This window comes from Brevibacterium sp. CSND-B09, assembly GCF_052906525.1.
In genome coordinates this window covers 256233-274343 of the sequence record NZ_JBREGI010000001.1, presented here as the reverse complement: position 1 = coordinate 274343, position 18111 = coordinate 256233, and the positions used below count along the sequence as shown (strand labels likewise).

Annotated in this window: 18 protein-coding genes; 14 read left to right on the top strand and 4 right to left on the bottom strand. The window is 64.4% G+C overall.

Annotated features, from left to right (window positions below; genetic code table 11):
• Nucleotides 1-65: 65 nt before the first annotated feature.
• From ACU4IU_RS01425 to ACU4IU_RS01400, 6 genes are all read left to right on the top strand, one after another.
• A complete protein-coding gene (locus tag ACU4IU_RS01425) occupies nt 66-1262 on the top strand; it encodes a sensor histidine kinase (RefSeq protein ID WP_420096834.1) in 1197 nt (398 codons plus the stop codon).
• A 29-nt stretch (nt 1263-1291) separates the two neighbouring features.
• Nucleotides 1292-1951 carry a response regulator transcription factor gene (locus ACU4IU_RS01420; protein WP_139467405.1) on the top strand — a complete coding sequence of 220 codons (660 nt, stop codon included), beginning with the start codon at nt 1292-1294 and terminating at the stop codon, nt 1949-1951.
• Nucleotides 1948-3201, top strand: coding sequence for an alpha-hydroxy acid oxidase (locus ACU4IU_RS01415; RefSeq protein ID WP_139466879.1), 1254 nt, complete (start codon nt 1948-1950; stop codon nt 3199-3201). The genes ACU4IU_RS01420 and ACU4IU_RS01415 overlap by 4 nt, the downstream gene beginning before the upstream one ends.
• Nucleotides 3202-3228: 27 nt before the next feature.
• Entirely contained in the window at nt 3229-4533 is a 1305-nt protein-coding gene (locus ACU4IU_RS01410; protein ID WP_446655700.1) for an FAD-dependent oxidoreductase, read from the top strand.
• A gap of 106 nt (nt 4534-4639) precedes the next feature.
• Nucleotides 4640-6118, top strand: coding sequence for an amino acid permease (locus ACU4IU_RS01405; protein WP_446655699.1), 1479 nt, complete (start codon nt 4640-4642; stop codon nt 6116-6118).
• Nucleotides 6119-6218: 100 nt separating this feature from the next.
• A complete protein-coding gene (locus tag ACU4IU_RS01400) occupies nt 6219-7175 on the top strand; it encodes an ABC transporter substrate-binding protein (RefSeq protein ID WP_139466881.1) in 957 nt (318 codons plus the stop codon).
• A 38-nt stretch (nt 7176-7213) separates the two neighbouring features.
• On the opposite strand, the gene ACU4IU_RS01395 is transcribed toward ACU4IU_RS01400, so the two are convergent.
• Nucleotides 7214-7672, bottom strand: coding sequence for an NUDIX hydrolase (locus tag ACU4IU_RS01395; RefSeq protein WP_139466882.1), 459 nt, complete (start codon nt 7670-7672; stop codon nt 7214-7216).
• Between the two features lie 91 nt (nt 7673-7763).
• Between ACU4IU_RS01395 and ACU4IU_RS01390 the strand changes: the two genes are divergently transcribed.
• From ACU4IU_RS01390 to ACU4IU_RS01360, 7 genes are all read left to right on the top strand, one after another.
• A complete protein-coding gene (locus ACU4IU_RS01390) occupies nt 7764-8552 on the top strand; it encodes an alpha/beta fold hydrolase (RefSeq protein WP_139466883.1) in 789 nt (262 codons plus the stop codon).
• 72 nt (nt 8553-8624) lie between these two features.
• Nucleotides 8625-9533: a sulfurtransferase gene (locus ACU4IU_RS01385; RefSeq protein WP_139466884.1), complete on the top strand. Its 909-nt coding sequence runs from the start codon at nt 8625-8627 to the stop codon at nt 9531-9533.
• Nucleotides 9533-10018: a SufE family protein gene (locus ACU4IU_RS01380; protein WP_181270406.1), complete on the top strand. Its 486-nt coding sequence runs from the start codon at nt 9533-9535 to the stop codon at nt 10016-10018. The genes ACU4IU_RS01385 and ACU4IU_RS01380 overlap by 1 nt, the downstream gene beginning before the upstream one ends.
• A gap of 96 nt (nt 10019-10114) precedes the next feature.
• Nucleotides 10115-11182, top strand: a complete 1068-nt coding sequence (locus ACU4IU_RS01375; RefSeq protein ID WP_446655698.1) for an iron chelate uptake ABC transporter family permease subunit — start codon at nt 10115-10117, stop codon at nt 11180-11182.
• A gap of 86 nt (nt 11183-11268) precedes the next feature.
• Nucleotides 11269-12282, top strand: a complete 1014-nt coding sequence (locus ACU4IU_RS01370) for a FecCD family ABC transporter permease (protein WP_139467407.1) — start codon at nt 11269-11271, stop codon at nt 12280-12282.
• Nucleotides 12279-13106, top strand: a complete 828-nt coding sequence (locus ACU4IU_RS01365; RefSeq protein ID WP_181270407.1) for an ABC transporter ATP-binding protein — start codon at nt 12279-12281, stop codon at nt 13104-13106. The genes ACU4IU_RS01370 and ACU4IU_RS01365 overlap by 4 nt, the downstream gene beginning before the upstream one ends.
• A 29-nt stretch (nt 13107-13135) precedes the next feature.
• On the top strand, nt 13136-14065 hold the full coding sequence (locus tag ACU4IU_RS01360; RefSeq protein ID WP_172169026.1) for an ABC transporter substrate-binding protein: 930 nt from the start codon (nt 13136-13138) through the stop codon (nt 14063-14065).
• Nucleotides 14066-14147: 82 nt separating this feature from the next.
• On the opposite strand, the gene ACU4IU_RS01355 is transcribed toward ACU4IU_RS01360, so the two are convergent.
• The 3 genes from ACU4IU_RS01355 to ACU4IU_RS01345 are packed head-to-tail and all read right to left on the bottom strand — an operon-like array spanning nt 14148 to nt 15916.
• Complete coding sequence (locus tag ACU4IU_RS01355) at nt 14148-15119, bottom strand: DUF808 domain-containing protein (RefSeq protein WP_139466889.1); 972 nt, start codon at nt 15117-15119, stop codon at nt 14148-14150.
• Entirely contained in the window at nt 15120-15440 is a 321-nt protein-coding gene (locus tag ACU4IU_RS01350) for an META domain-containing protein (RefSeq protein ID WP_139466890.1), read from the bottom strand.
• Complete coding sequence (locus tag ACU4IU_RS01345; RefSeq protein ID WP_172169032.1) at nt 15437-15916, bottom strand: META domain-containing protein; 480 nt, start codon at nt 15914-15916, stop codon at nt 15437-15439. The genes ACU4IU_RS01350 and ACU4IU_RS01345 overlap by 4 nt, the downstream gene beginning before the upstream one ends.
• Before the next feature lie 246 nt (nt 15917-16162).
• On the opposite strand from ACU4IU_RS01345, the gene ACU4IU_RS01340 reads away from it, so the two are divergent.
• The gene (locus ACU4IU_RS01340; protein WP_181270408.1) at nt 16163-18103 is read left to right on the top strand and encodes a S1 family peptidase; all 1941 of its coding nucleotides are present in this window, start codon (nt 16163-16165) and stop codon (nt 18101-18103) included.
• The last annotated feature ends 8 nt before the right edge of the window (nt 18104-18111 follow it).

The following is an 18111-nucleotide window of genomic DNA, read 5'->3' as shown; positions in this document are numbered from 1 at the left end:
AACCGGAATCCTAGACTGCGGCCGAACCTCTGGGAGGCGGCGTCAGGCGTTGCTACGATCGACTCATGCCCTGGCCGAGCGCGCTGTCCACCCGCCTTCCTCCCGAAGTACGGATGTTCACCGCGCGGTGGGCGCGGTCCGTACTCGCCGTCGCGTGGGGCGGTCTGCTGTGTCTGCCGCTGCTCATGGCCTCCGTGCTTCCGCCCACCTCACGCATGGCCGCGAAGGTGCGGAGCTGGGAACTCGCTCGGCATTCTCGCGGGTTCGGACTCGTCCTTGCCGACGAGCCGACCAAACGTCGGTTCCTGCTCGGCAACGGCCTGGTCGCAGCACTCGCCATCATTCCCACCGCGAACCTCCTCGGCGGATTCTTCGTCGTGACTCTCGGATCGCTCTTCCAAGGATTCTTCATCGGGGGAGCGGTCAACATCGGGTTCGACATGTGGTCGATCTCGCAACCCACGCTCTTCGTCGGTGTCCTCTACGGGGCGGCGAACCTCATCGGCGCCGTCGCTCTGGCCGAGGCGGCAAGCTGGGCGCATGGTCGCATCGACGCTCATTTCGTCGAGGTGGAGCGTCCCTTCGCCGTGTACACCCGCATCAGCGAGCTGCTGACGACCCGCCGTGGAGTCGTGCTCGCCATCGACGAGGAACGACGCCGGATCGAACGGGACCTGCACGACGGCGTGCAGCAGAATGTCGTCTCCCTGTCCGTGCTCATCGCCCGAGCCAGGCGTGCCTCTGACCCGGCGAAGTCCCAAGCGCTGCTCGACGATGCGCTGGTCCAGTCCCAGGACCTCATCGACGAGATGCGGGAAGTCGCCTGGCGGGTCTATCCCACTGCGCTGGACGACCATGGTCTTCGAACCGTGCTCGAGAGGATCGCCGGTCGCAGTCCTATTCCGCTGACCCTCGTGACCGTGCCGGAAGGCAGATTTCCGCCCGCAGTGGAATCTGCCGCCTACTTCGTCGTCCGTGAAGCCGTCACGAATGTCGTCAAACACGCCGAGGCGTCCGCGATCACGGTGAGCATCGTCGCCGAGCCCCGGACCGCGTTGACCGTGACCGTCTCCGATGACGGTGTCGGTGGAGCCGATCCGCGCGGGGGAGGGCTCCAAGGGCTCACACGGCGGGTCGGAGCGCTCGACGGGAATCTTGAGGTCGACTCCCTTGAGGGCGCAGGCACCACAGTTCGATCTCGGATCCCGTTCGGGACCGACGCACAGGACGGCAGCACGACGAAGGAGAAGAGACAGAAGTGAACACGACAGAGGTCCAGACAGAGAACCGGATGCGCGTCGTCCTCGCCGATGACGCGGTGTTGCTGCGAGAGGGCGTCCGCAGTCTGCTCGAAGACGAAGGGATCAGCGTCGTCGCGTCCGTCGGAGACGGAGGGGAGCTGCTGCGGGCGGTCGCCGAGCTGCGCCCGACCCTGGCGATCGTCGATGTGCGGATGCCTCCGACTCACACCACCGAAGGACTCGAAGCGGCGTTGGCGATCAAACGTCGCTTCCCGGATATCGGAGTCCTCGTCCTCAGCCAGTATGTGCTGCGGGAGTATGCGACGGAGCTGCTGAGCACCGAATCGGTGGGCGTCGGCTACCTCCTGAAGAACCGGGTGACCGACATCGACCGGTTCCTCGAGTCCGTACAGCGGATCGCAGAGGGAGGAACGGTCATCGACCCCGACGTCGTCCGGCAGCTGCTCACCACCTCGGAGAGGCAGAATACGTTGTCGACGCTGACTCCACGTGAGAGCGAAGTGCTCGAGGCGATGGCCGAAGGACTGTCGAACCGGGGAATCGGCGAACGGCTCTTCGTCTCGGTCAGTTCCGTCGAAAAGGCGATCAGCTCCATCTTCGATAAACTCGGCCTCCAGGCAGGGGAGACCACGAGCCGCCGTGTCGCGGCAGTGCTCGCCTACCTCAACCGAGAACGAGGAGAGAGATGAAGCGCCGACTGCCCGATCTGAGAGAACTCGCCCCCTTGCTGCAGTTCGACCTGCCCCGACTCGACCGGGTCGCAGCCAGATTGGAGTCGGCCGCAGACATCTGGGACCTCCGCCGCATCGCCAAGCGCGTGACGCCGACCGCGCCGTTCGACTATGTCGACGGTGCCGCTCTGGACGAGCGGACCTTGGCGAAGAACCGTGAGGCGCTCGGCAACGTTGAGCTCCTTCCGCGCATCCTCCACGGAGTCGATGCGCCGGATACGTCGACGACGATCGCCGGTGCCCGAACCCGGCTGCCCTTCGGCATCGCCCCGACCGGTTACACCCGCATGATGCACTCCGAAGGCGAGGTCGCCGGAGTGCGTGCGGCGACGAAGGCCGGAATCCCGTTCTCACTGTCGACGATGGGCACGACCTCGGTCGAAGACGTCGCGCAGGCGGCGCCGGATTCCACCCGGTGGTTCCAGCTCTACCTGTGGAAGGATCGGCAGCGCAGCCTCGATCTGATCCAGCGGGCCGCCGCCAGCGGTTACGAGACCCTGCTGGTCACCGTCGACACTCCGATCACCGGTCAGCGTCTGCGCGATCACCGCAACGGTCTGACGATCCCGCCCCGACTGACGCTGGGAACCATCCTCGACGCCTCCTATCGACCCGGCTGGTGGTTCAACTTCCTCACCACCGAACCGCCGAAATACGCGTCGCTGTCGAACACCTCCCAGTCCCTCGCGGAGATGACGAAGACGATGTTCGACCCGACCCTCGACCTCGATGACCTGCGGTGGATCCGCGAACAGTGGAACGGACGCCTGTTCGTCAAGGGAATTCTCACCGCCGAGGATGCCCGCCGCGCTCAGTCGATCGGAGCCGATGGACTCGTCGTCTCCAATCACGGCGGCCGGCAGCTTGATCGGGCTCCGGACTCGCTGACCTCACTGGCCGAAGTCCGTGCGGAGGTCGGACCGGAGATGGAGCTGATCTTCGATTCCGGGATCATGTCCGGCACCGATGTCGTCGCCGCGCTGTGCGCCGGAGCCGACTTCGTGCTCATCGGCCGGGCGTACCTGTACGGGCTCATGGCCGGAGGCCAGCGAGGCGTCGAGCGGGCAATCGAGCTCATCGGACAGGAAATCCTCACCGCCATGGGACTCATGGGTGCCCGGAGCATCTCTGATTTGGGTCCCGAGCTCGTCCGCGGGCTGCCTCAGGCACCGGCCGCTGACGGGGAGTTGCGGACCGACGCTGTGTGAGCCTCGGCCCGACGAAGGAGACCACGCATGATCATCGCGGCAACGGTCAACGAGCAGCTGAAGCACGTGGACTCGGACGAGCCGCGCATTCTCATCGTCGGAGCCGGAATCGCCGGGATCACCCTGGCGCAGCTGCTCCGGGGTCGCGGGATGCACCCGACCCTCATCGATCGGTCGGCCGATTCCGGTCGGATGATCGGTGACAATCGTGCCGGATATATGCTCGCCCTCATGCCCATGGTCGATCCCATCATCGAAGAACTCGAGTGCCGGGAAGCCTACCTCGAAGCCAGCGTCGGCATCGATCGCTATATCGCCCATGCACACACCGGGAAAGTCCTCCGACAGGACCACCTCGGTGATCTTCTGGCCGACTTCGGCGACTATCGCGGGATCTCCCGCTCAGCGCTGCTCGACGTGCTCACCGGCAGCGACTGCCCGATCGCCTTCGGCACCACAGTGACCGGTCTGTCCGGCGACGGCGCCACTGTGACTCTGGCCCGGGAGGGCCAAGGAGGACAGAAGAAGGGCCATGGCCGGGAGCAGGTCCTCGACTTCGATGCCGTCGTCATCGCAGACGGAATGAATTCCCACACCCGCCGGCTCGTGACCAGAGAACTCGCCGCGATCGCCACGAGCGACTCCGACGGTACCGCCGTTGCCGGCTCGGGCACGCCTTCGCCGGTGTCGACAGTGGACACGACATGGGGCGGATGGGTCTGCTGGGCCGAGGCGGATGACGATCAGGGCGCCGTCGATGAGATCTGGGGCGATGGATTCTTCCTCGGCATATATCCGGTCAAGGGCGCCGTCGGAGTCTTTCTCGGCTGTCCCGACACCCGTCAGCCGCTCGGCCCCCGACGTTTTGCAGCCGAAGTCCGCAGTCGACTCACGATGCTGACTCCGCGGATCGACGCCTGCCTCACCGCAGTCGAAGAGGCCGAAGCGCCGTTCTTCTGGCCGCTGAGAGATTCGCGGGCGCACAGGTGGAGGCATGGTCGCGCCGCTCTGCTCGGCGATGCCGCCGCCGGGTTCCTTCCCACCGCCGGAATCGGCGCCGGAATGGCGATGGAATCGGCCGGAGTGCTCGCCGACGAACTCTCCTCCCTGACGACCGGGCCAGGTGCATTCGCCGCACTCGAACGCTTCGAGGCCCGCCAGCGGCCGCGAGTCGAGGCCGCTCATGACAACTCGCGGTCCCTGGCGCGACTGATGTTCGGCAGATCCCGCCTCTTCGCCTTCGGCCGCGACCAGGCGTTCCGCTTCATCAGCATCCGCACCGCGCTCAAGCCGATACTGCATCTGCTCGAATCCCCGCCGAAGAGGGTGTGACCCTCCTCCCACCCTGCATCTTCGTCGGCCGTGGATGCCTCCGTTTGTGGTAGGAATGGCCAGGGTCCTCGTGCGCGGACCTGCCGAACCACGAACGAGGATGACCATGGGAATGCCAGCCGCCTCGGCGAACGAAGAACGCCGACTCCGACGGGGACTGAAGTCCCGCCACCTGCAGATGATCGCCATCGGCGGTGCCATCGGCACCGGGCTCTTCCTCGGCTCCGGCGGCACGATCTCACAGGCCGGCCCCGGCGGCGCCCTGCTGGCCTATGCCGCGATCGGCATCATGGTCCTCTTCGTCATGCAGTCCCTCGGCGAGATGTCGACCCACCTGCCCGTGGCCGGATCGTTCCACACCTACGGGACCAAATACGTCAGTCCCTCGTTCGGATTCGCCATGGGCTGGAACTACTGGTTCAACTGGGCGATCACCCTGGCTGCCGAACTCGTCGCCGCGGGCGTCATCATGTCCTTCTGGTTCCCCGACGTGCCCTCGTGGATCTGGGCGGCGGTCTTCCTCATCCTGCTGGCCGGGCTGAACTTCCTGTCGGCGAAGGCCTTCGGCGAAGGTGAATTCTGGTTCGCCGCCATCAAGGTCACGGCCGTGCTGGCGTTCCTCGTCCTCGGTGTGCTCATGATCGCCGGCATCCTCGGCGGAACCTCACCCGGAGTGAGCAATTGGACGACGGGAGAAGCTCCTTTCGTCGGCGGCTGGATGTCCGTCATCAGTGTCTTCATGATCGCCGGATTCTCGTTCCAGGGCACCGAGCTCGTCGGCGTCACCGCGGGGGAGTCGGAGAACCCGCGCAAGGACATGCCGCGCGCCATCCGCACCGTGTTCTGGCGCATCATGCTCTTCTACATCGGCGCCATCGCCGTCATCGGCTTCCTCCTGCCCTATACCGACCCCTCGCTGCTGGCCTCGGCGAACAATGAGGACATCACGGCCTCACCGTTCACCCTCGTCTTTGAACGCGCCGGAATCGCCGTGGCCGCCGGAATGATGAACGCCGTCATCCTCACCGCAATCCTCTCCGCCGGCAACTCCGGCCTCTACGCCTCCACCCGCATGCTCTACGCCATGGCGAAAGAGGGAACCGCGCCGAGGCTGTTCGCCCGACTCAACGAACGCGGAGTCCCCGTCATGGCGCTGCTGGCCACCGCCATGATCGGACTGTTCGGATTCCTCACCGAGATCATGGGTGACGGTGGAGCCTATACCTGGCTGATGAATGTCTCCGGACTCTCCGGCTTCATCGTCTGGGTCGGCATCGCCTGGTGCCACTTCCGGTTCCGCCGCGCCTATGTGCGGCAGGGGCGCGCTGTAGCGGACCTGCCGTACCGGGCGCCGCTGTTCCCGATCGGCCCGGTCATCGCGCTCATCATGCTCATCGTCGTCATCATCGGGCAGAACGTGCAGGCGATCGTCAACGGGCAGCTGCTCCAGGTCGCCAGCGCCTATGCAGGGCTTCCTGCGTTCCTGCTTCTGTGGGTCATCCACCGCATCGTCACGGGCCGCCGCTCACGCATGGTCGCCCTCGATGACATGGACGTCGAAGGGCTCGAGATCAAGGCTCCCTGATCCCTTGGTCGATTCCTCGCCGAGGCGGCCGTGCGGTCGGATTCGAACCGCCGGAGAAATGGGTTAAGCTAGGCTCGCCTAACTACTCAAGAAGGATTCCATGCGCCGTATTCTCGCCCCAGTGATTGCCTCCGTTCTCGTCCTCGCCGGCTGCGGCGGAGGAGCAGATTCAGCCGACGAGGCCTCGGGGCCCACCGTCGACACGAAGTTCGGCGCCGTCGAGGTGCCCGCCGACCCGCAGAAGGTCGTGGCGCTGGGATGGGGCGATGCCGAGACCGCTCTGGCGCTCGGAGTCCAGCCCGTCGGCGCCTCTGACTGGGTCGAGTTCGGCGGCAAGGGCGTCGGGCCGTGGGCCGAAGATCTCTACGACGAAGCTCCGGAGATCATCGCGACGATGGAACCCGACTACGAGGCCATTGCCGCACTTGAGCCCGACGTCATCCTCGATACGAACAGCTCCGGAGAGAAGGAGCGCTACGACCGCCTCTCTGAGATCGCTCCCACGGTCGGAGTGCCGGAAGGCGGCGACAACTACCTGACGACGATGGACCAGCAGGTCGACCTCGTCTCCCAGGCGCTCGGCAAGGAAGACGACGGGAAGAAGCTGCTCGACGACCTCGACGAGACCTACGCCGATGCGCGCGAAGCCCATCCGGAGTTCAAGGACAAGTCCGTGACCGTGGCAGCGAAGACCTCCGAGGGATGGGGTGCCTACGTCGAGGAATCAGGTCGCGTGCAGGTCATGGAGCAGCTCGGCTTCAAGCAGTCCGAGACGATCGCCGGAATGAAGGCGGACGGCTTCTCCGTGCCGATCTCCGAGGAGAACCTCGATCAGCTCGACGCGGACCTGCTCCTGACGTTCCCGATCTACATCGAGGACAAGGATGTCACCGAGGATGCTGCCTACAAGCGCATTCCTGCCGTCAAGGACGGGCACGACCTCGTTCTGACCAACGACAATGACGACATCCGCAAGGCTTTCTCACTCAACTCGATCCTCTCGGCCAAGTACACCGCAGAGGAGCTTCCGGGACTCATCGCCGACAAGGTGAAGTAACCGACTGACGAGCGCTGCTGCGCGCCCATGCGCAGAACTCACACAGCGGCACGCCACGCATCCAGGCCGAGGTCGATGATGCGGGCGTGCCGCACATTTTGAAGTGAATCGATCGGCAGCCATTCCGCCCGATCCGTCGTCCCATCGACCTCGAGCGTGCCCAAGGTGCCGCCGGTGATCCGCGCCTCGTAGACGACGCGTACGCCTTTGAAAGGACGATCCGTCGAATCGCTGAAGATCGGATTGCGACGTGCTTCCGTGAAGGAATGAGTGGTCAGCGGGCGGACGACCTCAGCGTCGAACCCGGTCTCCTCTTTGATCTCACGGACCGTGCCGGCTTCGATGCTCTCGTCGAACTCGATTCCGCCTCCGGGCAGCGTCCAGATCGCGTGCAGTCGGTCCTTTCCGCCGTTGAACCAGCTGAGGAGGATTTCGTCGTCGTCATTGACGATGACCGCATAACCGGCAAGTCGGGTGTCATATTCGGAGAAGTGCATGACCTCACCCTACCCGCGTCAGCAGTGACCGCCCGGGGAGAATCTCAACAGGGCTGCTGATATGCAGAACGGCACGGGCTAGGCTGGGATCGTGACCACCATCAACAGCACTCGAATCGGCGAGTCCGGGCGCCTGGTCGTCTTCCTCCACGGCCTGTTCGGCCGAGGCAAGAACTTCACCCGCATCGCCAAGGACATCGAGCCCGAATTCTCCAGTCTCCTCGTCGACCTGCCCAACCACGGTGAGTCCGAATGGACAGAGACCTTCGACTATGTCGAGCTCGCCGATGCCGTGGCGGCCCATATCGCCGAGGCGGTCGATCCCGGCGATCAGCCCGTGCACCTGGTCGGGCATTCCCTGGGTGGAAAGGTCGCCATGGTTCTCGCCCTGCGTCACCCGGAACTCATCGACCGCCTTGTCGTCGTCGACATCGGCCCCGATGCCGGCGGGTCCACCGGAGTCTTCGACCATCTGCTCTCCAGTCTCGCCTCCCTCGACCTCGACCGGATCGAATCGCGTACCGACGCGGATGAGGCGCTTCGGGACCCGATCCCCGAGGCTGCGATCAGGGGATTCCTGCTGCAGAACCTGCGCCCCACCTCGGCGGGGTATTCCTGGCAGCCCAACCTCGCGTTGCTGCATTCGAGCCTCGACATCATCGGAGGCTTCCCGGACTTGGGCGGTGCCGTCTTCGACCATCGGGTCCTCTGGGTCGCCGGTGAGAAATCGGACTATGTCGACCGTGACGACCTGCCGCAGATGCGCAGTCTGTTCCCCCGCACCACCCTTCTCACGGTCAAAGGCTCGGGGCATTGGGTGCATTCGGAGAAACCGCGTGAGTTCGTCTCAGCACTGACGGCATTCCTCAGCCGGCCCTGAAAGGGAATATGCTGAACGCGCTCGACGTTGCCACAGCGAGCACAATTGGACTCAAACCCTCAGGAGGAATGCGTGAGCACTTCGATCCCGGCCGATCCCGCAGAGAAGTTCGCCGAATACGCGGACGGAACCCGACTGGTCAGCACCGATTGGGTGGCTGAGCATGCAGGCGATCCCGGACTCGTCATCGTCGAAAGCGACGAAGACGTGCTGCTCTACGAGACGGGGCATATTCCCGGAGCGGTCAAGGTCGATTGGCACACGGAACTCAACGACCCGGTCACCCGTGACTACGTCGACGGCGAAGGATTCGCCGCACTCATGTCCGCCAAGGGCATCTCCCGCGATGACACCATCGTCGTCTACGGCGACAAGTCCAACTGGTGGGCCGCCTACGCGCTGTGGGTCTTCACTCTCTTCGGCCACGAAGACGTCCGCCTCATGGACGGTGGTCGCGCGAAATGGCAGGCCGAGGGCCGCGAGATGACCACGGACAAGCCGCAGCCTGTACCGACCGAATACCCCGTCGTCGAACGCGACGATTCGGTCATCCGCGCCTTCCTGCCCGAGGTCCGCGACAGCCTCGGCGACCTGCCGCTCATCGATGTGCGCAGCCCGGAGGAATACACCGGCGAACGCACCCACATGCCCGCCTACCCGGAGGAAGGCGCACTGCGCGGCGGCCATATCCCCGGCGCGAAGTCGATGCCCTGGGGCAAGGCAGCCAACGAAGATGGCACCTTCAAGTCCGCCGCCGAACTCAAGGAGCTCTACACCGAGCAGGCAGGGCTGGGCGCCAGCGACGAGGTCATCGCCTACTGCCGGATCGGCGAACGCTCCAGCCACACCTGGTTCGTCCTCAAGCACCTCCTCGGATATGAGAACGTGCGCAACTACGACGGCTCCTGGACCGAATGGGGCAATGTCGTCGGCGTGCCGATCGTCACCGGAGCGGAGCCGGGAGAGGTGCCCGGACGCTGATGAGCGAGACGACGACGCCTAAGACCGACGATCTGCCGGAGGCTCTGGCGGAGATCGTCACGGACTTCGCCGAAACCCCGTCCGACGACCGTCTCCAGGTGCTGCTGGAGTTCGCGACGGACCTTCCCGACCTGCCGGAGAAGTACACGGACCACCCGGAGCTGCTCGAGCCGGTACCCGAATGCCAGTCGCCGATCTTCCTCGTCACCGAGGTGACCGACCCCGAGGCGGGGGAGCGGGCGGAAGTGCGCCTGCACTTCTCCGCGCCCCCGGAGGCGCCGACCACGCGGGGCTTCGCCGGGATCCTGCACGAAGGGCTCGACGGAGCCACCGCCGAGGCGATCCTGTCGGTTCCAGCCGACCTGCCCCTGCGGCTGTCGATGTCGGAGATCGTCAGCCCGCTGAGGCTGCGCGGAATGAGCGGAATGCTCTCGCGGATCCAGCGGCAGGTGTCCGAGAGGATCGGCAAGATCACAGCCGAGTGAGACCTCTCTCGCTTGGCTGAGGTGGTCCGGTGAGTTACAGTGTGGTTAGCCTGCCCTTAGTCACCTGACCGCCACCTCACTCAAAGGACCACCTCGATGACCGGTTCCGCCACCTCTGCCGAGGCGAAACCGCATACCGACACCAGTCATCCGACCGGTGGGAGCCTGCGGATCAGAAGAGTACTGGGACTGGTCGCAGCGATCATTGCGCTCATCGTCGTGATCGCAGCCTCCTTGGCGATCGGCGCCAGGGACATGCCGATCTCGGAGGTCCTCCGAGCCTTCTTCGCGCCCACCGGCAGCGACGATCAGCTCGTCGTCCTCGAACTGCGCCTGCCGCGGACCGTGCTCGGCATCCTCGTCGGCATGGGATTGGGCCTGGCCGGCGGTCTCATCCAAGCCCTGACGCGCAACCCCCTGGCCGATCCGGGCATCCTCGGCGTCAACGCGGGTGCGTCCCTTGCGATCACGATCGGCGTCGCATTCTTCGGGATCTCCTCGATCACCGGTTACATCTGGTTCGCGTTCGCCGGCGCCCTCGTCGCCACTGTCGGCGTCTATGTCATCGGGTCCGCGGGCCGCAGCCGCACGGTCGATCCGATCCGCCTGACTCTGGCCGGAGTCGCCGTCGCCGCTGTGCTCACCGGACTGACCAAAGCCATCCTGCTGACCAACGAACGCGCCTTCGACGCCTTCCGATCTTGGGACGTCGGCGCGATCGCCGGCCGCGATTTAGATACGATCACCGCGATCCTGCCGTTCATGGTCATCGGCACCGTGCTCGCACTGGCACTGTCCCACTCACTCAACGCCGTGGCCCTCGGCGACGATCTGGCCGCCAGCCTCGGCACCTCGGTCAACCGCACCCGAGTGCTCTCCATCCTCGCGGTGACCCTCCTTGCCGGAGCGGCTACGGCCGCTGCCGGACCGATCGGATTCATCGGCCTGATGATTCCGCACATCGCCCGTTGGATCGTCGGTCCCGACCAGCGCTGGATCCTCGGCTACTCACTCGTCCTCTCTCCCATTCTGCTCCTGGCCTCGGACGTCATCGGCAGAGTCGTGATGAAACCCGGCGAACTCCAAGTCGGAGTCGTCACCGCGTTCGTCGGTGCTCCGGTGCTCATCGCCCTTGTCCGTCGAAAGAAGGCGAGCGGCCTGTGAAGACCACCAACCTCGCTGTCACCGACCGCAGCCTCACCGCGCACCCGCATGCACTGCCGGGGGAGAAAGTCGACTTCGGCCGGCCCATGCTGCGAGTCTTCGGATTCCGCATCGACCTGCGGGTTGTCATCACCGCCGGAATCATCACGCTGATCGCGCTGGCCTGCGGCTTCGCCGGTCTCATGCTCGGCAAGTTCTCGCTGACTCCGACCGAAGTGTTCCAGGGCCTGTTCGGGGCCGCTGAGAAGCGCATCGTCAATACCGTCGTCGGGGAGTGGCGGGCACCGCGCATCATCGCCGGCATCGTCCTCGGCGCCGGACTCGGAGTCTCCGGAGCCGTCTTCCAATCGCTGACACGCAATCCTCTCGGCTCCCCGGACATCATCGGCTTCTCCACCGGTGCCTACACCGGCGGCATCGTCACGATCATCGTCTTCGGCACGAGCTTCGTCTCCACCGCGGCGGGCGCGATTATCGGCGGACTCCTGACCGCCGTGGTCGTCTACCTGCTCACCTGGAAAGGCGGGGTCCAGGGCTTCCGGCTCATCATCGTGGGTATCGCACTGACGGCGATGCTCAACGCCTTCAACACCTGGCTGATCATGCGCGCCGATCTCGAGCTCGCCATGGCCGCTGCCACATGGGGTGCCGGAACCCTGAATGGAATGGGCTGGTCGACGATCGCACCGGCGGCTGTGGCCACCATCGTCCTCGGTCTGGCCTGCGGACTCTTCTCCCGAGATCTCGGCACTCTGGAACTCGGTGACGATACGGCGAAAGCGCTGGGCGTACGCAACGAGCCCATCCGTGCCGTTCTCATCGTCATCGCCGTCGCCCTCGTCGCCGTGGTCACGGCCGCGGCCGGTCCGATTGCCTTCGTCGCCTTGGCCGCACCGCAGATCGGGCGGCGGATCGCGCGGGCGCAAGGCACCAGCCTGCTGACCTCCGCGGCTGTCGGAGCACTGCTCCTCGTCGCCGCCGACCTCATCGCCCAACATGCGTTCGGCGATATCCAACTGCCCGTCGGCGTCATCACCGTGAGCATCGGCGGCATCTACCTCATCTGGCTCCTCATCCAAGAAGCTCGGAAGGCATCATGAGCATTCCCAACCCCGCAGGCGCAGCCTCCCCGCTGATCGCCGAGAACCTCGACCTGGCCTATGACCAGCGCCAGATCGTCAGCGATCTCGACGTGAGCATTCCCGACGGTAAGTTCTCGATCATCGTCGGCCCCAATGCCTGCGGCAAATCAACTCTGCTGCGTGCTCTCGCGCGACTGCTGCCGCCGGCGAAGGGCACTGTGCTTCTCGATGGGAACAACATCGAGAAGATGAAGACGAAGAAGATCGCCCAGCGGTTGGGTCTTCTCCCGCAGTCGTCCATCGCCCCGGACGGGATCACGGTCGCCGAGCTCGTCTCCCGCGGGCGGCACCCGCATCAGTCGTTCCTGCGCCAGTGGACCGACGCCGATGAAGCAGCTGTGCTGTCGGCGCTGCGGGCGACGAACACCGAAGAGCTGTCCTCACGGCTCGTCGACGAGCTCTCCGGCGGTCAGCGTCAGCGCGTCTGGGTGGCCATGGTGCTCGCTCAGGAGACTTCCCTCCTGCTGCTCGACGAACCGACGACCTTTCTCGACGTCGCCTATCAGATCGAGCTGCTCGACCTGTTCTCGCAGCTCAATCACGAATACGGGCACACGCTGGTCGCCGTCCTCCACGACCTCAACCAAGCCTGCCGCTACGCCGACGAGATCATCGCCATGAAGAACGGTTCGATCGTCGCTCAGGGGGCTCCGGAGACGATCATCACCTCGGAACTCGTCAACGAGGTCTTCGGCATCGACTGCACAGTCATCGACGATCCGGTCACGGGTGCGCCGATGATCGTGGCGGGAGCACCGAAGAAGACATTCGCTCAGCGCTGAGCGCACGTATCCCGGAAATGAGAACCCTAATGACAAGGACCGCTCTCGGAGTCATCTCGGTGCTGGCGGCCTCGACGCTGCTGCTGGCAGGATGCGGCGGAACCGATGAGGCGGCGGACAACGCCGACTCGGTCACGGTCGACACTCTCAAGGGGGAGGTCGAAGTCCCGGCTGGTGCGAAGAACGTCGTCGTCCTCAATTCGCCTGCCGCTGACGCGGCTGCGGGAATGGGCGTGACACCGGTCGCCGTTGCATCCACGAAAGACCAGATCATGCCGTGGCAGAAGGGCGTCACCGACGATGTCGCGGACGATTCGCTCATCAACGCCGAATATGCGCCGAACCTCGAGAAGATCGCGGAATACGAACCGGATGTCATCTTCGCAGCACCCTGGAATATCGCCGACGACTCCACCTACGAGCAGCTCTCCGACATCGCTCCGGTGATCATTCCGGACACGGAGTCGGCGAATCCCGACTGGGATGAGATGACCGAACAGGTCGGCGAAGCTCTGGGGAAGTCTGATGAGGCAGAGAAACTGATCGACACGACGAAAGACAAGCTCGAAGCCGTCGGTGCCGACCTCGGGGTCGACGGGAAGTCATATCAGCTGATCTCGCCGCGGGCCGAAGGGATCTATTTCGGTAACGCCGCACCGCTGGAACTCTTCGGCCTCAAACCCGGGCAGCACCAGACGCCTGAAGAGATCAACAAGTTCACTCTCTCGGCCGAGAACCTCGACGAGCTCGACGCAGACTACCTTTTCGTGTGGGCCATGGACGACGACGGGAAGAAGCAGGTCGTTGACAATCCGAGCTATGACTCGCTGCCGTCGGTGAAGAACGGCACCGCAGCCTTCATCGACGCCGAATTCGCGACCGCCGTCAATGCCGCCAGCCCGGCCAGCCTCGACTGGCTGGTGACCGACAGCGGCATCGAGGACATGCTCAAAAAGTAGGCGACCGGGCCAGCCCTTCTCTCACCGGCCCAACCCAACTCACGGAGCCCGGAACCCGAGCGACAAGGGACGCCGCCGCAGCTCAGGCGGTAGCAGTGTCCTTCTTGCCGTCCTTCTTCACGAGCGCTTTGACTCCGAAGATCACGCCGACGACGATGCCTCCCCAGATCGCACCGAGGATGAGGGAGAAGAACGTGTTGACCAGCCAACCCAGGAAGGCGCCGATGACCGCGATCGCAGCGACCGGCTCTTCGAGGTGGTGGACAAAGCCGTAGAGGGCGTGGAAGCCGAGCTCATCGGTGCCGACGAGGATGATGTGTCCTCCGACCCACAGCATGGCGAAGGTGCCCACGACAGAGAGCAGAGCGAGTAGCTTCGGCATCGCTCCGACGAGGAACCGACCGAACTTCTGCTGCCCGGGTGAGTCCTTCTTCGCCATATGCAGACCGATGTCATCCATCTTCACAATGAGTGCGACGACACCGTAGACGCCGACGGTGATCGCAACGCCGACGACGGCGAGGATGACGGCACGGCTGGTCAGGGATTCGGCGGCCACCTCGTTGAGGGCGATGACCATGATCTCGCAGCTGAGGACGAAATCGGTGGTGATGGCCGATCGCACGACCTTCTTCTCTGCCGCCTTGCCATCGGTCGACTGTTCGGCGGCCGGGGTGTCCTTCTCGTGGTGGGCGATCCAGCCGAGCTTCTCGAAGACCTTCTCGGCACCCTCATAGCAGAGGTAGGTGCCGCCGATCATGAGCAGCGGAGTGAGGAGCCAGGGCAGAAACTGGCTGAGCAGGAGAATGATCGGGAGGATGATGACGAGCTTGTTGAACAGGGAGCCCAAAGCGATGCGCTGGATGATCGGAAGCTCGCGTTTGGGGTCCACTCCTTCGACGAACTTCGGCGTCACCGCGGCATCGTCGATGACGACCCCAGCCGCCTTCGCACCGGCTCGTGACGCACCTGCGGCGACATCGTCGAGGCTGGCAGCCGAGAGTTTGACGAGTGCGGCCACATCGTCGAGGAGTGCGATCAGACCTCCGGCCATCTAACGACCGCCGAGCTTGTGAGTTGGGCCGGGCAGCTGACGATGAAGGTCGCCGAGGTGGTTCTCGGCAGCGTCGAAGAGGTGCAGACGGTCGCCGTCGGGTTCGACTCTCCTGGCTTTGGGAACCCAGGTGACCATTCCGGGAGCGGCTTTGAGCGTCATCATCGAGGACTTGATCATCAAACCCTCGGGCTCGGCCGACCATGAGGTCATAAGGTTGTTGGCGCCGTCGCTGCCGTGCAGTGAGCCGTCCTCGGTGAACTCGAGGAAGGCCCGCTCGTTCGTCTCGGCCGTCCAGCGGCCGATGAGTTCCTGTGTCATTTGTCGTCCTTTTCCAGTCCGCCGATGACTTTCCCGTTGCTGTCTTTGACCTTCATGACATCGCCTTCGATAGTCGCCGTTGAGGCTTTGCTCAGCCAGGTGTCGACGCCAGCGCAGGCTTTCTGGGTCGACATGAAGGAGTCGATGGTGATCTCGTCGCCTTTGACCTTCCAGCTCGTGACGATCGCGTTGCAGCCGTCAGAGCCTTCGAGCGAGCCGTCGTCAGAGAATTCGAGGAACGGGTCGCCCTTCTCCGGTGAGGTCCATTTACCGGTGGGATCGAGCTTGGAGGCGTCGTCGCTGGGAGACGTGGTTTCGCTGGACTCGGTGGGGGAGGGGGAGCTGGGGTTTCGGGGGTCGTTGCCGGTATCACAGGCTGCCAGCGGCAGAGTGAGAGCAAGGGCCGCGAGTCCGAGCGCGAGCCTCGAGGCGGGTCTTACGGAGGCCAGGGGGCGAAGCTTTGTGTGGTTCGGCATGCCCCTGATCATAACGGCACCGTTTTCGAGCGACCTGGAAGAACACAGGACAGCTTGTGTAGTCCGACTTCTGTAAGTTGTGTTCACCTGCGACATTGATGGTTCTTGCATTGCGTCGTGATCAAACCGTAACCTTTCACACGGTTGGAAATCTGACACCGGAAGCATGAACCGCCGAGTCGCGGCGAAGCCTGTTGACGGGGTCGGGCAATCGAAGCATCGACAACGATCAAGGGAATCAACCTTATGCAGAAGAAACTCGTGCAGAGTTCACTGGCGATCAGCGCCGCTGCGGCGCTGAGCCTGAGCGGCGCGCTCGTCGCCTCACCGGCGATGGCTGACAACGCCCCGCAGAAGCTGGACCTTCAGAGTGAAGCTCACGTCCAGAAGGCACTTTCCGGTATCGAAGGCGTCAACGCCTACGGCACCGACGGCGGCGAGCTCAGCATCGGCGTTGCCAAGAAGACCGACGAGATCAAGAAGCTCGAAAAGAAGTACCAGAACATCAAGGTCACCGAGGGCGTCAAGGAACTGAAGCCCTATGCGAAGAATGATCTCGTCGGCGGTGCCGGCTACCTGGTCAAGGCCGGCGAGAGCGGCGGGGCCTGCTCGACCGGTTTCTCCGGCTGGGACGGAGACGGCAAGCCCGTCGTCCTGACCGCCGGTCACTGCTCGAAGATCATCAACGAGCAGACCAACGAGTTCGACGGCGACACCACTGTCGATCAGACCGAGAAGCCCTCAATCTCCGAGGCCAACGGCGGCGAAGGCTTCCAGGCCTCCGGCAGCGGCGTCATCGGCAAGTGGGGCTTCCACAACTTCGGCGGCGACCTCCTCGAGGGCGCCGACCAGAACAAGTGGCCTGAGCCCAGCGAGTCCGACATCGACTTCGCCGTCATCAACGTCGACGAGTCGAAGTACAACGTCAAGAACGGCATCACCGACTGGTCGACCGCCGATTCGGACGATCTGGCCAAGTCGACCACCGAGATCACCGAGGTCGGTGCGCACAAGGACGGCGCCATCAGCAAGTCCGGTCGCACCACCGGTAAGACCGACGGCGAAGTTCTGCCCCGCTCGGAGTACGACTTCGACTACCAGAATGTCGGCGGTCGTTGGGTCCACGGATTCGGCGTGACCGCGCCGATCGACAAGCCCTTCTCCCAGCCGGGCGACTCCGGCGGCGGCGTCTACCAGGGCAGCACCGCCGTGGGTGTCATCTCCGGCGGCGGCGACCTCGATGCGAACACCTCGTTCACCTGGGTTGCCGACCTGGACCACTCGCTCGAGGAGTCCGGCACGGACTTCAACCTCAAGAAGCCGGGTGAGGAGACCCCTGAGGCACCTGCCGCTCCGAAGGCCGAAGACCAGACCATCGAGCCTGAGGGCAAGGTCAAGGGCAAGGCCGAGGCTGGCGCCAAGGTCGAGGTCAAGTGGGAACCCGCTGAAGGTGCTCAGGCAGCCGAGAACGGTTCTGAGACCGTCACGGCTGACAAGGACGGAAACTTCTCCGTCGAGGGCCCCAAGGCCGAAGGCGACTACAACTTCACTGCGACGGCGATCGTTGACGGACAGGAATCCAAGACGACCGAATTCGATGTGACCGTTGAGAAGGACGAGTCCGAGACTCCCGCTCCTGCCGAGCGTGAGATCAGCGTCGACCCCAAAGAGATCGTCGCGTCCGACTTCGTGAAGGAAGACAAGGGCGTGACGATCACGGTTAAGGGCTTCGACGAGGGCGAGAAGGTCAACCTCGAAGTTGCCAACGGGCCTGAAGGCGTCGAGGGCATCAAGCTGGACGAGACCGCCAATGAGAACGGTGCCGCCGCATTCTCGATCTACGGCACCAGCGCCGAGAACGCCGAGGCCTACCTCGGTAAGTACGACGTCGAGGTTACCGGCGCCAACGATACCGAGGACGAGTCGGCACTGACCGGTACGTTCGAGGTAGTCGCTGACGAAGACGGTTCCGGCGGCGGATCCGGCGGAGACGATGACGGCAACAACGACGACGGCAATGCCGACGGCGGAGCCGGCGACGGAAACGACGATGACGGAAACGGTGACGGCGGTTCTGACCTGCCGCGCACCGGTGCCGAGCTGACCGGCCTGGCCGCCGGAGCCGGACTGCTCCTCGTGGGCGGAACCGCGGTCGTTCTGACCATGCGTCGCAAGAACAACAACTGAGTGCTGTG

Coding starts and splice junctions, on each gene's coding strand:
- ACU4IU_RS01345 (WP_172169032.1), bottom strand. CDS start 15,916: ATGCCGAACCACACAAAGCTTCGCCCCCTGGCCTCCGTAAGACCCGCC.
- ACU4IU_RS01420 (WP_139467405.1), top strand. CDS start 1,292: ATGCGCGTCGTCCTCGCCGATGACGCGGTGTTGCTGCGAGAGGGCGTC.
- ACU4IU_RS01400 (WP_139466881.1), top strand. CDS start 6,219: ATGCGCCGTATTCTCGCCCCAGTGATTGCCTCCGTTCTCGTCCTCGCC.
- ACU4IU_RS01355 (WP_139466889.1), bottom strand. CDS start 15,119: ATGGCCGGAGGTCTGATCGCACTCCTCGACGATGTGGCCGCACTCGTC.
- ACU4IU_RS01405 (WP_446655699.1), top strand. CDS start 4,640: ATGGGAATGCCAGCCGCCTCGGCGAACGAAGAACGCCGACTCCGACGG.
- ACU4IU_RS01395 (WP_139466882.1), bottom strand. CDS start 7,672: ATGCACTTCTCCGAATATGACACCCGACTTGCCGGTTATGCGGTCATC.
- ACU4IU_RS01380 (WP_181270406.1), top strand. CDS start 9,533: ATGAGCGAGACGACGACGCCTAAGACCGACGATCTGCCGGAGGCTCTG.
- ACU4IU_RS01425 (WP_420096834.1), top strand. CDS start 66: ATGCCCTGGCCGAGCGCGCTGTCCACCCGCCTTCCTCCCGAAGTACGG.
- ACU4IU_RS01375 (WP_446655698.1), top strand. CDS start 10,115: ATGACCGGTTCCGCCACCTCTGCCGAGGCGAAACCGCATACCGACACC.
- ACU4IU_RS01360 (WP_172169026.1), top strand. CDS start 13,136: ATGACAAGGACCGCTCTCGGAGTCATCTCGGTGCTGGCGGCCTCGACG.
- ACU4IU_RS01365 (WP_181270407.1), top strand. CDS start 12,279: ATGAGCATTCCCAACCCCGCAGGCGCAGCCTCCCCGCTGATCGCCGAG.
- ACU4IU_RS01370 (WP_139467407.1), top strand. CDS start 11,269: ATGCTGCGAGTCTTCGGATTCCGCATCGACCTGCGGGTTGTCATCACC.
- ACU4IU_RS01410 (WP_446655700.1), top strand. CDS start 3,229: ATGATCATCGCGGCAACGGTCAACGAGCAGCTGAAGCACGTGGACTCG.
- ACU4IU_RS01415 (WP_139466879.1), top strand. CDS start 1,948: ATGAAGCGCCGACTGCCCGATCTGAGAGAACTCGCCCCCTTGCTGCAG.
- ACU4IU_RS01350 (WP_139466890.1), bottom strand. CDS start 15,440: ATGACACAGGAACTCATCGGCCGCTGGACGGCCGAGACGAACGAGCGG.
- ACU4IU_RS01340 (WP_181270408.1), top strand. CDS start 16,163: ATGCAGAAGAAACTCGTGCAGAGTTCACTGGCGATCAGCGCCGCTGCG.